Below are 15,201 nucleotides of genomic sequence, written 5' to 3' on the forward strand. Positions count from 1 at the left end.
AATAGGTCTAATGGATGGTGAATGGATTGGAAATTACCCAGCATTTATTATTTAACTTGTCTCTATTACTCATTTTTATTTTCATATGTATCATCTGGTCTTTAAAAAGAAAAGATCCGGCTTTAATTTCTAAAAGAGCAGCGATCGTTTGCGGCATCGCGGCGATATGGGCGTGTATAGTGCTTGCCTATGAACTGACGGAAACAACTCGTTTTGATTTAAGAGAAGTACCTGTGATAATCGGCGGCCTATACATGGGGATCGGACCTATTCTGTCATTGGCAATCATTTTGTTAAGAGGGTTGCATGGTTTAGACACCGGGTTCTTTTTAAATATCTTAATATACGGACCCCTTGCCTTACTATTATGGCGTGTATATCCATTGTTTTGGAAGAAGAGTCCAAAGCAGAGGATTATCATCTCGGTAAGTATAACCTTAATTACTAGTTTAGCAACTATCGCAACAATGGAAATCAATAAAATTGACCTGAACCGTTTTGATGCTTATTTTGCTTTTCTGGTTATTCCACCGCTGGGGATGCTGATCACTTCGAGTACTATTGAATTTGTCAGATCGAATCTGATGATGAGACAACAGTTGTTTAAATCGGAAAAATTAGCAGCTGTCGAACAAATGGGAGCGGCGATTTCTCATGAGATCAGAAACCCTCTTACTGTATCAAAAGGATTTGTTCAGCTTCTAGAAGAGGAATCTATACATCCTGATAAACAGAAGGAATACTTAAGTTTAATAAGAGAAGGTCTCGATTCTGCAGAACAAGTTATTCAAGACTATTTAACATTTTCAAAACCCACGATTGATTCTATGGAAGAATTAAACGTCGAGCAAGAGCTTAATCAAATTATTACTATATTAATCCCTACAGCAAATCAGCATTCCGTACTGATTTCTGGTCAATTTTCACCCTCGGCATATGTTTCAGGCGACAGGCAAAAATTCAGGCAATGCATGTTAAATGTAATAAAGAACGGGATAGAGTCTATGCCTCATGGAGGGAAATTATCTATTTCTGTAAATCAGGATAATAATCTCGTAACGATAGAAATAAAAGACACGGGTATAGGCATGACAAAGGAACAAATAAATCGTTTAGGAGAGCCTTATTACTCAACAAAAGGCGCCAAAGGCACTGGTCTTGGAATGATGGTGGCTTTTAGTGTCATAAGAGCAATGAACGGAACAGTTCAGATTACGAGTGAACTAAAAAAAGGTACAGCCTTTACAATTCAATTTCCCTGTACATACTCTGGTTAAAAAGTAAAAACAGCACGCTTCTGAACTGAAGCGGGCTGTTTCTTTTTATCGGCTGTTATCTAAATGACAGTCGCTTTTAGTCATTTTATTATATAACTTCATTGAAAAGTTGATTGGAGTGTAAGGTGGGAGACTCCGGCGGGCTCACCGCCCGCCCCCGCCCCGCGGAGAGCGAGCATTCAGAAGCGGCAATCAATTACTCTCAAGAACAACAAAGATTGCGAAAACAGCATTTTTATATTTAAAAATTCACCAAACATCGAACCATAATGGTCCTTTGTCGTCAGGATCGCCATTATAATTCACAAAAATTTCTTCACCAGCATCAATTTCTTTGAGCGAAAAGAAATCAACGGTTTCTTTTTTTAAATTATTTTCAAATATTGCATTTGGAGAATAGGAATGGTTAAATAATGACCCATATCCGAGCGCGATCGCTACATGATCATAATTTTCTCCCCAGTTAAAATAATAGTTCCGCAATGCAGTTTTTTTCAACTTATAGTATTGATTGTCGGGGCATACAATCACAGGTGCCTGGTGAATCAATTCGCCTTCTTGAATAGTGCGTGCAGCAAAAATTCCTCTGCCGTATCGAGATTTTTTAATTTCAATCAATTTTTAGTCACCACCATTCTTCTGCATCAAAAAAATTCATGTCATCATAAGGTATGAAGAATGGGGACTTAAAGAAAGTGCGTGTGCCTACTAATTCAAGATATTTGAGCAAAAAAATAGTGCGCAGAGAAGCGCACTATTTGCTCGTATTATGTTTTTTAACAATATCTTTTAATTCCGACCAATTCGTTAATCGAGGAAATTCCATATGCTGATTATAGGATTGGTCCCTGACATACAGCTGTACAGATTCATTTGTAAGAGTCTCTAATACATTTGGTTTGTCGTCAAAATAATAATCTAAATGAAGTTCTTTGATGGTATGTATTTTTTCTTCATCCTTCATACCACAAAAGAACCTGCCTTCCTGCACAGGAAAACCGGCTTTTTCTACCCACTTTTTTGTTTGTTCACAATGTTTGGCAGGTCTTGCTGTAATATAGTAAATTTCATGGCCTTGTTTATGAAGCTCTTGCAACACTTCAACAGCGTCAGGATATGCAGGACAGTCACTGAAGTAGATTTCTTCCATGGAATCGATCCATAATTGATTGCCTTCCTTTTTTGAAAGCCCGAACGGCTCATGGATCTCTAATGTTTTGATCGTATGAAAAACATTAATAGGAAGATCTTGTTTTAGCTTTTTATTATAGATATGAAAAGCATGCTCTCGTAAACTTATTAAAGTATCGTCAATATCGAAACCTAATCGCATTTGGAAAACCTCTTAAATGTATTTTGGGTAACCGGTAAATTTAAAATCAGGACCGATTGGAGTTACGTGTAAATCAGTCAATTCAATAGCATCTGCCATTTTTTCTATTCCTTTGCCTCCAAAGAATGAAGGGGATTCATTGCCGCCGATCAATTTCGGTGCCATATAAAATATAGCTTTATCGACAAGCTTGTTCTCAAGGAAAGCCGCATTTATCGTTCCGCCGCCTTCAATAAGGAGGGAAGAGACCAGGTTTTCTCCTAAAATTTCAAGAACACGATATGGATCTACTTGAGGGCTATCTGTAATAAATACTTTAGCTCCAAGTTCTTCTATTTGATCTTTCTTTTCTTTAACATGGTTTTCAGTAGTGAAAACCCATGTTTCAGCTTGATGATCGTTAAGTACTTTTGAATCTAATGGGATCTTAAGTGTTGAATCCATAATCACCCGAATAGGATTCCGTCCGTTTGGAATTCTAGCGGTTAATTCAGGGTCATCATGAATGACAGTGTTGACCCCGACAAGAATGGCTTGATTCTCATTTCGAAGCTTATGAACATCTAATCTGGATTCTGAAGATGTAATCCATTTGCTGTTATTTGAATAGCTTGCTATTTTGCCATCAAGGGTTACTCCGGACTTAAGTGTAACAAAAGGCAGTTTCTTTACGATGAATTTATTGAATACCTCATTCATTTTACGTGATTTTTCTTCAAGTATACCGACTTCAACCTCAATACCGGCATCTTCTAGAATTTTTACTCCCCGTCCTGAAACGAGAGGATTAGGGTCTAATGCAGCAATGACTACTTTTTTTATGCCGGCTTCTGCGATCGCCACAGCACATGGTCCAGTTCTTCCGTGATGAGAACAGGGTTCTAGTGTAACATAGATGGTACCGCCCAACGCGTTATCACCGGCCATACGTAAAGCATGTATTTCCGCATGAGGTTCACCGGCTTTAAGGTGTGCTCCTATTCCAACAATACGATTATCATTCACAATCACTGAACCTACTAAAGGGTTCGAATCTGTTTGACCTTTCATAGCCAGTGCATTCTCAAGAGCGAGCTGCATATAGAATTCATGACTGCTCATTTGGAAAAGTCCCTTCGTCTTCTAAGTGGCCGGATCGGTTGATTTTTGTCTGGAGGTATTTTTCATTGAATTCAGAGATATCCCCCCAGATAGGAGTTCGGCCGGAAACAGGTAATCCGGCTCTCATAAGTGCTTCAAGTTTTTTAGGATTATTTGTAATCAAGGTAACAGGTTTTGTACGTAAAGCTTTTAAGACTTCAATCGCATCATCATAGTTTCTGGAATCATCAACAAAACCTAAGCTTTCATTAGCTTCTACAGTATCTTGTCCATTTTCTTGCAGGACATAAGCCATAGCTTTACTGAATAGTCCAATTCCGCGTCCTTCATGGTTTGCCAGATAAAATAAAGCGCCTGTACCGTGCTCTGTGATCATTTTCATTGACTGTTTAAGCTGATAGCCGCAGTCACAGCGCTTGCTGCCGAAAATATCTCCTGTATGACAGATGGAGTGCATACGAATGAGCGCATCTTCGCTGTATTCGAAGTCACCGTAAACTAATACACTTGATTGCTGATATTCGGCCAGATTTGATGAAGACAATTTATTAATAATTTCTTCAAAGTTTTCGGTTTGCTCACAGCCCTCCAGCCAGCAGTACCATTTGAACACAACCGTTTCACCATACAAATTAACAGGAAGGCGTATTGGTCCGACTAAATAGATGGCTCCCTCATCCTTTTTAATCACTTGTATTTTATCTTCTAAAATAGAAAGGACTTTTTCGTTGAAAGTGCTTTGTATCATGTTATTTTCCCCTTTAGGTTTGCGTAATAAAACAATTCGAGTATAGGTCTATTTTATACTACATAATTCATTTGATAGAAGTGTTTTGCTCTTATTGGAAAAAAAAAGCATTGAATCTCCGTGTAAAGGTGATTCAAGCTATTATCGAAAAACATAGTTTTTAAGGAATATACACCGATTTTACATGATTCAGCTTAAAATAAACGGTTTCTCCATTAGCGTTAATTAATTCAATCAGGTTGCCTTTCCGATTTTTGAGTAATCCTATTTTATCTTGATCCTCACCCATATCGAAAACTGCAATTTTCCCTTCAAATTTCTTTATTTGCTCCTCAAATGAACGGCTAAGGGAAGGTACATCAGGCAGGTCAGAATGAACAGAGTAAGGGGATGTATTTTGTTCAAAAAGCGTCAGCCATTTCAGATGAGCCAGAGGAATATAAATAAGTTTATATACGGGAGAATAAAGTACTAAATAATCACTTAGTATATTAATTATTGTTCCGTGAAGCGTTTTTTTTCCTAAAACGTGTATCTGAATGTACAAACCTTTAGCATTTGTTAAGATGCTGCGGTATGAAATGGGTGCATCATCTTCTGAAAACGGCAGTACTGCAGGCTGTTTAATTTCCTGATTATCCTCTTCAGCAAGGACTGCCTTTTGGACATGTAAGAGAGGAATATAGAAAAATGTTTGTCCATCAAAAAGTACTAAAATATCATTTCCAAAATCGGTCAGTATTCCTTTAAAACTATGTCCGGTTATTTTTAGTTTTATTTGTTTGTTTAACATGTGACTAAAATGATTCAATTTAATCTTCTCCTATAAATATTCATAAGTTTTACCAGACATTAACTTAAGATAAAAATAAAATGTACCCATGTATATAGCAATATCAGTGTTACTGCTAATGTAAGAGGTACTGCTATTAACGAAATCCGCAAATAGTCTTTCCACTTCATTTTAATTTTATTTTGTTTTAAAAGATGCATCCATATCAACGAAGCCAAAGTTCCAATCGGGAGTATTAATGCACCGATGTCACTGCCTGCTATACTAGCCAGATACATTGTTTTTAAAGTAATGGGATCCAGATTCATTTCTGTAAGTGTTATGGTGCCAATAAGCAATGCAGGGTGGTTATTAAAGAGGTTTGAAAGGATCGTAACCAGTCCTCCCATTAATAAGGTTGCTTGGAACAGACCTTGTTCAACGATCGGTGTGCAAATTCTCAGGAGTAGATCGGTTAGTCCCGTATTATGAAGTCCGTAGATGATTACATACATAGAAAAAGCGAAGATAAAAATGTACCATGGGGTTTTCTTTATAATATCGATTGGGTTTGTTCTGAGATAGTACCATCTCCATATTAACAGGACTAATGAACCTAGGACTGCAATAAACTCAATTGGGATAGAAAAGTATGAAGCAATAAAGATTGAGCACCTGATTAGTAAAACAAACAGTAAAATCTTTAGCATGAACTTTGTTCGCTGACGTTTTGTTTCAACAGATACCGTACCTTTAAGAGGGTGGAATTTCTTTGTGAAAAAGGATTGTTCAATATCATACGTCAAATTAGGAAGTTTTTTAGGCAGCCTCTTTTTCACGAGAAAATACATCAGATAAGACATGAATAGTAAGCCTAGCGTAGCCGGCACAATCATCATCGCTGTATACATATAAAGGGTCATGTCTACTATTTTTAAAGAGATTAGATTTACAATGTTACTTACCCCAATTGGAGTGCTCGATGCTGTTGCAGTAAGAGCACCAGTTAACAGATAGGGTATTTGCTGGTGAGGTTTTAACCTGAAATTTTTGAGAAGCAGAATTAATATCGGAGTGGTTATTAAAATACTTCCGTCATTATTAAATAAAAGGGTCATTAGAAAACATAAAAGTTGGATGTACCAATATAGACGGTATCCTGATCCTTTAGATAGAATAGCAAGACGGGAAGCTGACCAATGAAAAAAACCAAAGCTTTCAAGAATAACTGCCATGACAATGGTTGAGATAATGGTAATCGATGCTCCGCCAATCTTATGAAGGATTTCAAGTACATCAGCTTGAGTCACTATGCCTGTAATAAGTATGATACAGGCTCCGATTGCTGCTGGCCAAGCCTCGTTGATGCCTTTTGGTCTCCAAAATATAACTAACATAGTCATAAGGAAGACGAAAACGGAAATCATGATGTGAAGATTCATTGACGTTCTTCGTCCCTTCTTCTTTTTAATATCATCAAGTAAATACTTGTCCTACATTATATGAAAAACAATCACTGGCGACTGTATACTAGACTATAAAAATAAAAATGGTCATTTCGTCTAACTAGAATTTGTTAGTTATCTGACCAAATACGTTTAGTACGCAATGAATTCTAATAGACAGGAGCGGAGAAACATACCTCTTTTCCACTAAGTACCTGTTCAGTTCCACTCAATCAGACGGTAATCTAAATTAGTAGTTAAATAGATTCATCTGGAGGGAACTGTGAATAAATTTGTTTTTGTTTTAACGATTGGTTTTATTCTATCTATTAACGGTGCAAAAACTTCATATGCAGCAGATACAATGACAGTTGGTACTGTTTCAGCGGATAAAGCATCTATATATGAAAAGTCTAAATTAAATTCAAATATAGTAAAGAATCTCGTAAAGGGTGAGGAATATCCGATCCTTGAAAAAAAGGACGCTTCTCCTTCAGCTCAGGTACATACTGTTAAGGATGGAGATACGTATTCTCTCATCGCAAAACAATATGGAATTACCGTCAGTGAGCTGCAAGGTGTAAACCATTTATTAGGTACACGACTATATATCGGGCAGCGGCTTATGATTCCACAAGAGATGCAGAGTCATCGCATAGACATAAATGATTCATTATGGAAGATTGCAAGACACTATCATGTTTCCTCAGATACCTTAATAAAACATAATGGTTTAAAGGCGATTATTCTTGAAACTGGAAATGAGCTGAAGATTCCATCAGGTTTTTACAAGGTACAGCTTTTAGGGAGAAAAACAGGGTGGATTCCTAAATCAAATGTTGATATTAAGGAAGTAAATCGTTTTAACCTAGGCTGGAAATATAACGGAACAAGCGCTTCTTATAAGAAGCAGCTGAAGATAGATGGGTTAAATGTAGTCTCACCAAGGTGGTATACAATAAGCAATACAGAATTAGTCAGCATAAATGCAAATGAAGGGTATGCCAAAGCCGCTGCCGAAGCAGGAAAACAAGTGTGGCCTCTCTTTGGTAATAAGTTCGATCCGGAGCTGACAGACTTCATGCTTTCAGATCCTGATAAACGCCATAAAGTGATTGAAGTGATAAAAAATTCTCTGCTCCGTACAAAGAGTCAAGGAATTAATGTGGATTTTGAAAACATTGATCCTAAGAATAAACAAGATTATGTGTTATTTATTCACGAATTTAAAACGGCACTTGAACCATACAATATTGTTGTTTCCGTTGATGTGAGCAGGGAGAATGCAGATCCGTTCTGGTCTGGCAGTTTGGATAGAGCAGGCCTCGGAAAAGCGGCTGATTATATTGTTATGATGGGATATGACGAACATTGGGCAAGCAGTCCAAAAGCGGGTTCTGTTGCGTCTATTGCTTGGACGCGTGAAGGAATTAAGCTTTTAATGAAGGAAGTTCCTTCTCATAAAATTGTGTTGGGAGTACCGTTCTATACACGTGAATGGATCACAAACGCTAACGGGCAAGTAAGGAGCATCGACAGAACAATACTTGAAACAGATAAGCTGATTCAGGAAAAAGGACTTGTGAAAAAGTGGGATTGGAAGACATCACAAAACTATGTGGAATTTATGGAAAATGGCGAAAAACACAAGATCTGGGTGGAGGATAGAGATTCCATGAAACTTCGCTATGACCTTGTGGAGAAGTATCACTTGAGGGGAACGGCTGCCTGGTATGTAGGCGGAGCCTCGGAAGATATTTGGAACATTTTAAAATAGAGAAAGATTATATTGAAGCTGACTTTTTTTAGGGAAAGTCAGCTTTTTTTATGATTAATTTGGGTTTTATTGGAAAGGTGTGTGATGGTGAGTCATTTTTATGTAATCTGCTCATTTTTTATATGATGAAGTGCGTTTTTTATGTGATTCTTTTCTGTTTTTATGTGATCGGGAGGATGTTCGATGAAATGAGTCCCATACGGCAACAAAATTACGCTAAAATAAAAAATGGAAATAAATTCATATGTTATGCAACTTTTTATAATGGGTCTCCGTCTAACAAACGATTAATACTTGGGAGGGCGACATATGTGGTAAAGAGCAATACGGCCGTAAAAGAGTATCCACAAAGTGAGATTGATCAATTAAATTACCTTATGGATGAATACGGTGAAGAAATCAAAAGATTAGCGTTCACGTACACAAAGAACTGGCAGCAGGCTGAAGATATAACACAAGAGATTTTCATAAGCGCTTATAATCACATAAGTGATTTTCGGGAACAATCAACAATTAAAACGTGGATTTACCGAATCGCGATAAATAAATGCAAAGATTATGTGCGAAGCTGGCATTACACGAAAGCGTTATTAACCAACACGTTTTATCAAAAATCAAATAGTTTGTCACCAGAAGAAGAATATCTAGAATTCGAGCAAAAAGAACAGATAAGCAAATTGATTCTTGAGCTGCCGATTAAGTATAGAGAAGTCATTATCTTATATTACTTTAAAGAGTTTTCTTTAGAAGAAATTGCTGCAGCTTTAGACAGCAATCTAAATACTGTTAAATCCCGTTTGAGAAGAGCGAAAAAAAATCTGGAAACCAAAATGGAAAAGGAAGGAGGGGGTTACAATGGATAAAATGCTCAAAGAAATGAAAGGCGACTTTGAGAATTATTTGAATGAAGATAAGGTCTTCACAGAACAAGAAAAGAGAAGGATTATAAATCAAATGAGATATTCAAGTGCAGAAAACAAGAGACAGATGGTTTTTCCAAAAGTCATTAGTTCGGTTACATTGGTATCTCTTTGTGCTTTAATCGTTTTTCTAGTCTTAAACTTCACTGATGCAGGCGAAAAAAGTCAGCCTGCTGATCTACATAAAGATAAAACGGTTATTAAAAAAGATCCTGTGGAAAAAGAAAATCCCGTAAAAACCCTCCCAAAATACAGTGATAAAGAAATATCGGATAAAGTAAACTTGCTTCAAAGCAATATTGTGATGGGCATGGCTGAAGAAGAAGTTATTAATCTTTTAGGAAATGATTATGTGGAAATTGATAACTCTGATAGCGAAAGCGGCTCTGTTAAACAAATAGGCTATAATTTCTTAGTCAGTGATTCAGCTGATCAGCTCAAAATCTCACCAGAAATTGCTGTTGAGAGTATTCATAATAGGGAGATTGGAATTCAGTTCTATGTCGGTCTTTCAAATCAATACGAAGTGCTTTGGACGACAACAAATTTTGCAGAAGGTGATTCTGTAATTATGATATCGAATGGAATAAATGGTCGTAAAACTGAGAAAATATACCCTGATACTCACTTGGATGTGATCAGATTTACATTAACACCAGCAGAAGAAGTTATTTATCAGAAATTCTTGCAAGACCTCGATGAGCAACATCTTAAAGGCTTAAATCCGGTTAGCATTTCTAAGCTATATGTTCAAGCTCAATTAGATAAAAGATACAATGCAGTTTATGCCCTTTACACTGATCGGGAAGGATATGTCCAATGGACAAAGGAAGATGATGAAAGAATACCTGAGTCTGACCGGGGCACAATCATTAATACATTAACAACTTATAATAATATAGATTCAGGAAACTTTATTCCAGACGGGGATCATAATGGATATATTGAGTATGAAGCAAGTCAGAATGCTGATGCTAAATCTGGTTTTAAAATGGTAAAAGATGAGGACGGGATATGGAACGTTTCATTTATGCCGATTCAATAAAACAAAGAGCTAACCAAATTAATCGGTTAGCTCTTTTTAAAGAAGTTTGCTTATTACAATCACTACGATGCCGATAAGGGTTAAGCTGTAATTATGAACAAGATTGTTTTCCTCAGTTGTATCAACATGAGGACTGAATAGCTCATCAAAGGCTTTTTTTCGGAGACCGGTTTCATGGATAAACATGATACTTCGCTTCCTTCCCTATTGAAATCGCTTTCATACTTCCATTATAAAGAAATTTAATATTAAAATCAAAATATTCTAAAAATTTATCTTGTTTTGTTAGAGATGGTTTTTGTCGTTAGAGTTACTCACCACTTTTGCTTTATCTGACAATCCTTTGTTTTTATCCATAAAAAAAGGAGTACACGTTAAAGTGTATCCTTTTTCCGTACAATTATTTAATGAACTGAAATGTTAGCATTTGCTTTATCGTGGACAGCCAGTTTTTTTACTAAAACTGAGCTTTCTTCGTTTAACCCTGTAATCTCTACATTTACATTATTCTGGCGATATTTCATAACTACCTTATCAATAGCACCGACTGCTGAATCATCCCAAAGGTGAGACTGTGTTAGGTCAATGACTACAGACTTTACATCCTCAGAAAAGTCAAAATGGGAAACGAAATCTGTCACGGATGCAAAGAATAGTTGTCCTTTAACAAAATATGTTTTTTTGTTTAAAGCATCATCCATATGCGATTGAATTTCAACTTTTGAGATTTTAGCGGCAAAGAATAATGCACTAAGAATTACACCTGCCAGCACACCTTTTGATAAATCATGTGTTAATACTACTGTTACCACAGTAACAATCATCACTGCTGCATCTGTTTTAGGCATAACGTGCAGTTTAGTTAGTGAAGACCAATCAAATGTGCCGATCGAAACCATGATCATAACACCCACTAATGCAGCCATAGGAATCTGAACTAAAACATCATTTAATAAAATAATCAGAACCATTAAGAAAGCGCCGGCTACAAAAGTAGATAGACGTCCTCGTCCACCAGATTTTACATTAATAACGGATTGCCCGATCATCGCACAGCCAGCCATGCCTCCAAAGAATCCTGCCACAATGTTGGCAATACCTTGTCCTTTTGCTTCTTTATTTTTATCACTTTCCGTATCAGTCATATCATCAACGATTTGAGCAGTTAGTAATGATTCCAATAATCCAACAAGAGCTAATGCAAATGAGTAAGGAAAAATAATTTGCAGTGTTTCAAATGTTAATGGGATATCTGGAATTAAGAACATTGGAAGAGCTTGTGTTAATTCACCCATATCTCCAACTGTTCGTACTGAAGATCCTGACATCACTGCGATAATTGTAATAACGATGATCGCAATTAACGGTGAAGGAACTGCTTTCGTAATTCTAGGAAATAAATAAATGATAGCCAAAGCACCAGCGACCATTGCATACATAATCCATGATTCTCCAATGAAATGAGGGAGCTGCGCCATGAAAATTAAAATAGCTAATGCGTTAACAAAGCCGATCATAACTGAGCGCGGTACAAACTTCATATACTTTCCGAGCTTAAGAAGTCCTATAATAATTTGAATAACCCCTGTTAAAATCGTAGCCGCCAATAGATATTTTAATCCATGATCTGCTACTAACGCTACCATCAATAATGCCATTGCACCTGTAGCAGCGGATATCATACCTGGTCTTCCGCCAACGAATGCAATTACAACTGCAATACAAAATGAGGCATATAAGCCCACCATCGGGTCTACACCTGCAATGATTGAGAAAGCAATCCCTTCTGGAATCAAGGCTAATGCCACAACGATACCAGCAAGAACATCTCCACGTATGTTCCCGAACCACTCCTGTTTAATTGTCTGTAAATCCAAAAAATACACCTCTCTCTTTTATATGAAAACTGTTTTTTGACTTTCAACTCTCATGAAAGTCTGGCCGATGTCAACGCGTTCGATTATACCACGTTAAGTAATAATTAGGTAATGAAATGTAAGCGCATATATTAGGTTTTTTTTATTTTCATATTAATAGGAGAAAAATACATTTTTGAATATTTAAGAGGAGAAAAGGAGAAAAGAGCCGAAATAAAAAATATCAGTTTGTCGAAAAGCCTATAAGTTAGTAAATACAGCTTGGAAAGACAAATTAGGCTTAGAAATAAAAAAACAGCTTATAAATAATTTAAAGCTGTAAAAATAACTAAAAAATGAGGTGTAACCATGGACAAAATGCCATCAACCTACGAATATGCAGATTATTATGCTTCTTATGTAAAATTAGTTCCGCAGGGTGATATTATCCAGATCTTAAGGGAACAAATGAAAGAAACATTCGCCTTGCTCAGCACACTAACTGAACCGCAAAGTGAATACAGATATGCGGCGGGAAAGTGGAGTATAAAAGAAGTCATCGGACATATTACTGACACAGAGAGAATAATGAGCTATAGGCTTCTTTCTATAGCAAGAGGAGAAAGAGCATCTCTTCCAGGCTATGATGAGAATGAATATGTAGCGGAGGCTAATTTTGATAAACAATCGCTAAAAGATCTCCTGGATCACTTTGCGTGTGTCCGCCAGTCTACCATTCATCTCATTAAGAGCTTAAGTGGCGAATCACTTTCACGCAGAGGAACTGCAAATAATAGTGAAGTAACAGCTCAAGCATTGATCACGATTATCGCTGGTCATGAATTGCATCACCGAAAGATTATTCAAGAACGATATTTGAACCTCTAATTAAACAAACGTTTAAAAACAGCACGTCATTGCGTGCTGTTTTCCATTTTAATTAACCGTTAATTTCTTTAGCGACCCTTATGCCCGACTCAACAGCCCCTTCAATCCACCCGTGTTTTAAGCTTGTATGTTCTCCTGCAAAATGAAGTCTGCCTTCTGGAGATTTGATGGCTTCATACAATTCACTTTCCTGATAGGGTTTAAACAAAGCAAAACATCCTGCAGCATTTGGATCAAATGACCAGCTGTGGGCATGACCTGTAACAAAGTGATGATAGACTTGCTCACCATGAAATAGGGACAAAAAGTGAAGAGTCTCTTTGATTCGCATCTCATTTGTTGCGCTTCGCCAAGGTACTGTATCATCCTCCCATGTATAACTTCCTAAAACGATCCCTGATGATATGCCTTTTTTGTTCTTGTTTGGGTAATAAGTGAAGCGAGAAGAAAAGTCTGTAACGGATTTGCCTCCTGTTAGACCGTTTTTTTCCCAAAAGCGATGTTTGAATTCAATTCCTATCTTAGTTGAAGGAACATAATGAAGTTCTCTGATCGCTTTTCGTTTGTGATAAGAAAGAGAGTTGAATGGTTCAATGTGCACGAAGTTAAGTACAGAAAACGGAATCGTGATGATGACGCGATCTGCTTCAAATCTGTAGCGGTGCAAGGTTTGAGGGCTTTCGGTGTATAAGATGACCTTATTCTGGTCGTTTACAATCCGAACTAGCTTTTGTCCAAAATAAATATGGTGTCGCAGTTCCTTAAGAAAAGCGCGCGGAAGCAAATCGTTTCCGCCTGTTATTTCTATATATTTTAAATCTGGTTTTATAAAAATAATCAGGATATCGCGGAGGACTTCGAGAAAAGACAGTTCAGGAAGTCCTTCGAGGGATAGTAGAACTTTAATCTTATCGATTGCACCAGAAGATAAGGACCTTCGGAAAGGGTTGTGTCTTAAAAAGTTGTCTAATGAGTAATGCTGAAAGTTTTGAATGACGATCGGCCAATGTTTATCAGGATCTTTTTCTAGAAAATCAATTAAAGGCTGCACAGCATATCTCATAAGCTGCTCAGCAGTTTTCCCTTTTTCAGTTTCGGCTAAAGGGAAACGAAGGATTTCTGGATTTTGTTCGTACATGCTTTGATTAGTACGAACACCATTCACATAGATGATGTCGTGAGGGTTGCTGTTGATAAATTCATTTGTAGGTAAATTAAACTTTTTAATGTATTCCATAACAAGTTTATGGTTTTCAGGGATACGCATCGCTCCAGCTTCAAAATAATGACCGTGTGTAAAGGGAGCTCGTATCGTATAGACCCGGCCTCCGACACGATGTGAAGATTCAAGGATTTGAACATCATGACCGGCAGCTTTTAGAAGGGAAGCGGCAGTCAGTCCAGCCATGCCAGCTCCTACTATGATGATTTTTTGGGGAGAAGATGTTTTGTTTAACCCAACTTTAATCGTGTTCAGCATCTCTTCGTCTGTTAATCGGCTGAAGTTCATAGGTTCTCCCCCTGTAACTCTTTCTCTTTATTTTGTTTTAATAATGTATTTCATGCTTTTGTAAAATATTAATTTGTAAATAAAACTAAACGGCAGCCTCTCAGGCTGCCGTTCGTCATATTATATTTGCTTAATCTCTACAGGTTTGACCAATACACTTTCTTTGTCAGGATACGTTTTCTCAATATGCTGTTCCCCCCAAGCGCAAAGAGCATCCAGAATGCCTTTTAATGACCATCCGTACTCTGTTAAAGAATATTCAACACGCGGGGGAACTTGATTAAAGACTTCGCGCAGAATCACGCCGTCTTCTTCCAGTTCCCGCAGCTGCTGCGTCAGCATTTTTTGTGTAATACCCGGCATCAATCTTTTTAGTTCTCCAGTTCTTCGCTTTTCTTTTATAAGGTGGCATAAGATTACCACCTTCCACTTGCCGCCGATCACTTCGAGTGCAGCTTCGACAGGAATATTATATTTTTTCATGAGATAAAAGCCTCCAGTATTCAATTATTACTTTTTAGTGCCTACA

At 37.1% G+C, this 15,201-nt stretch carries 15 protein-coding genes; 5 read left to right on the forward strand and 10 right to left on the reverse strand.

The window, feature by feature from the left end:
* The first annotated feature begins 26 nt into the window (after nucleotides 1–26).
* Nucleotides 27–1,277 (forward strand): sensor histidine kinase, encoded by a 1,251-nt coding sequence (locus ABE41_RS03290; RefSeq protein ID WP_066286469.1) that lies wholly within the window; start codon nucleotides 27–29, stop codon nucleotides 1,275–1,277.
* Between the two features lie 249 nt (nucleotides 1,278–1,526).
* Here ABE41_RS03290 and ABE41_RS03295 read toward each other — a convergent pair whose 3' ends face one another.
* The 6 genes from ABE41_RS03295 to ABE41_RS03320 form a co-directional block, all read right to left on the reverse strand.
* Nucleotides 1,527–1,895 carry an SET domain-containing protein gene (locus tag ABE41_RS03295; RefSeq protein ID WP_066286473.1) on the reverse strand — a complete coding sequence of 123 codons (369 nt, stop codon included), beginning with the start codon at nucleotides 1,893–1,895 and terminating at the stop codon, nucleotides 1,527–1,529.
* A 136-nt stretch (nucleotides 1,896–2,031) separates the two neighbouring features.
* The gene (locus ABE41_RS03300; protein WP_066286475.1) at nucleotides 2,032–2,610 is read right to left on the reverse strand and encodes a 5' nucleotidase, NT5C type; all 579 of its coding nucleotides are present in this window, start codon (nucleotides 2,608–2,610) and stop codon (nucleotides 2,032–2,034) included.
* 12 nt (nucleotides 2,611–2,622) lie between these two features.
* Nucleotides 2,623–3,711 (reverse strand): bifunctional diaminohydroxyphosphoribosylaminopyrimidine deaminase/5-amino-6-(5-phosphoribosylamino)uracil reductase RibD, encoded by a 1,089-nt coding sequence (gene ribD, locus ABE41_RS03305; RefSeq protein ID WP_066286476.1) that lies wholly within the window; start codon nucleotides 3,709–3,711, stop codon nucleotides 2,623–2,625.
* Entirely contained in the window at nucleotides 3,698–4,459 is a 762-nt protein-coding gene (locus tag ABE41_RS03310) for a GTP cyclohydrolase II (protein WP_066286477.1), read from the reverse strand. The genes ribD and ABE41_RS03310 overlap by 14 nt, the downstream gene beginning before the upstream one ends.
* Nucleotides 4,460–4,619: 160 nt before the next feature.
* Nucleotides 4,620–5,270 (reverse strand): hypothetical protein, encoded by a 651-nt coding sequence (locus ABE41_RS03315; protein WP_066286480.1) that lies wholly within the window; start codon nucleotides 5,268–5,270, stop codon nucleotides 4,620–4,622.
* Nucleotides 5,271–5,311: 41 nt separating this feature from the next.
* Entirely contained in the window at nucleotides 5,312–6,673 is a 1,362-nt protein-coding gene (locus ABE41_RS03320) for an arsenic transporter (RefSeq protein ID WP_066286482.1), read from the reverse strand.
* Nucleotides 6,674–6,959: 286 nt separating this feature from the next.
* Here ABE41_RS03320 and ABE41_RS03325 point away from each other — a divergent pair, with 286 nt between their 5' ends.
* The 3 genes from ABE41_RS03325 to ABE41_RS21315 all read left to right on the forward strand — a co-directional run bounded on the left by ABE41_RS03325 (nucleotide 6,960) and on the right by ABE41_RS21315 (nucleotide 10,418).
* Entirely contained in the window at nucleotides 6,960–8,453 is a 1,494-nt protein-coding gene (locus tag ABE41_RS03325; RefSeq protein ID WP_083207629.1) for a glycosyl hydrolase family 18 protein, read from the forward strand.
* Nucleotides 8,454–8,764: 311 nt separating this feature from the next.
* The gene (locus ABE41_RS03330) at nucleotides 8,765–9,316 is read left to right on the forward strand and encodes a sigma-70 family RNA polymerase sigma factor (RefSeq protein ID WP_253805424.1); all 552 of its coding nucleotides are present in this window, start codon (nucleotides 8,765–8,767) and stop codon (nucleotides 9,314–9,316) included.
* On the forward strand, nucleotides 9,309–10,418 hold the full coding sequence (locus ABE41_RS21315; protein WP_253805425.1) for a hypothetical protein: 1,110 nt from the start codon (nucleotides 9,309–9,311) through the stop codon (nucleotides 10,416–10,418). Before ABE41_RS03330 ends, ABE41_RS21315 begins: the two co-directional genes overlap by 8 nt.
* Nucleotides 10,419–10,454: 36 nt before the next feature.
* Here the strand turns inward: ABE41_RS21315 and ABE41_RS20890 are convergent, their stop codons facing one another.
* Together ABE41_RS20890 and ABE41_RS03340 are read right to left on the reverse strand one after the other, a co-directional pair.
* Nucleotides 10,455–10,604, reverse strand: a complete 150-nt coding sequence (locus ABE41_RS20890; protein WP_156774214.1) for a hypothetical protein — start codon at nucleotides 10,602–10,604, stop codon at nucleotides 10,455–10,457.
* 218 nt (nucleotides 10,605–10,822) lie between these two features.
* Nucleotides 10,823–12,295, reverse strand: coding sequence for a SulP family inorganic anion transporter (locus tag ABE41_RS03340; protein ID WP_066286487.1), 1,473 nt, complete (start codon nucleotides 12,293–12,295; stop codon nucleotides 10,823–10,825).
* Nucleotides 12,296–12,643: 348 nt separating this feature from the next.
* Between ABE41_RS03340 and ABE41_RS03345 the strand changes: the two genes are divergently transcribed.
* Nucleotides 12,644–13,162, forward strand: a complete 519-nt coding sequence (locus tag ABE41_RS03345; RefSeq protein WP_066286489.1) for a DinB family protein — start codon at nucleotides 12,644–12,646, stop codon at nucleotides 13,160–13,162.
* A gap of 52 nt (nucleotides 13,163–13,214) precedes the next feature.
* Here ABE41_RS03345 and ABE41_RS03350 read toward each other — a convergent pair whose 3' ends face one another.
* Together ABE41_RS03350 and ABE41_RS03355 are read right to left on the reverse strand one after the other, a co-directional pair.
* Nucleotides 13,215–14,672, reverse strand: coding sequence for a flavin monoamine oxidase family protein (locus tag ABE41_RS03350; RefSeq protein WP_066286491.1), 1,458 nt, complete (start codon nucleotides 14,670–14,672; stop codon nucleotides 13,215–13,217).
* Nucleotides 14,673–14,792: 120 nt separating this feature from the next.
* The gene (locus ABE41_RS03355; protein ID WP_066286492.1) at nucleotides 14,793–15,155 is read right to left on the reverse strand and encodes a winged helix-turn-helix transcriptional regulator; all 363 of its coding nucleotides are present in this window, start codon (nucleotides 15,153–15,155) and stop codon (nucleotides 14,793–14,795) included.
* Nucleotides 15,156–15,201: the final 46 nt, after the last annotated feature.

It is taken from the genome of Fictibacillus arsenicus (assembly GCF_001642935.1).
GTDB classification, from domain to species: Bacteria; Bacillota; Bacilli; order Bacillales; family Fictibacillaceae; genus Fictibacillus; species Fictibacillus arsenicus_B.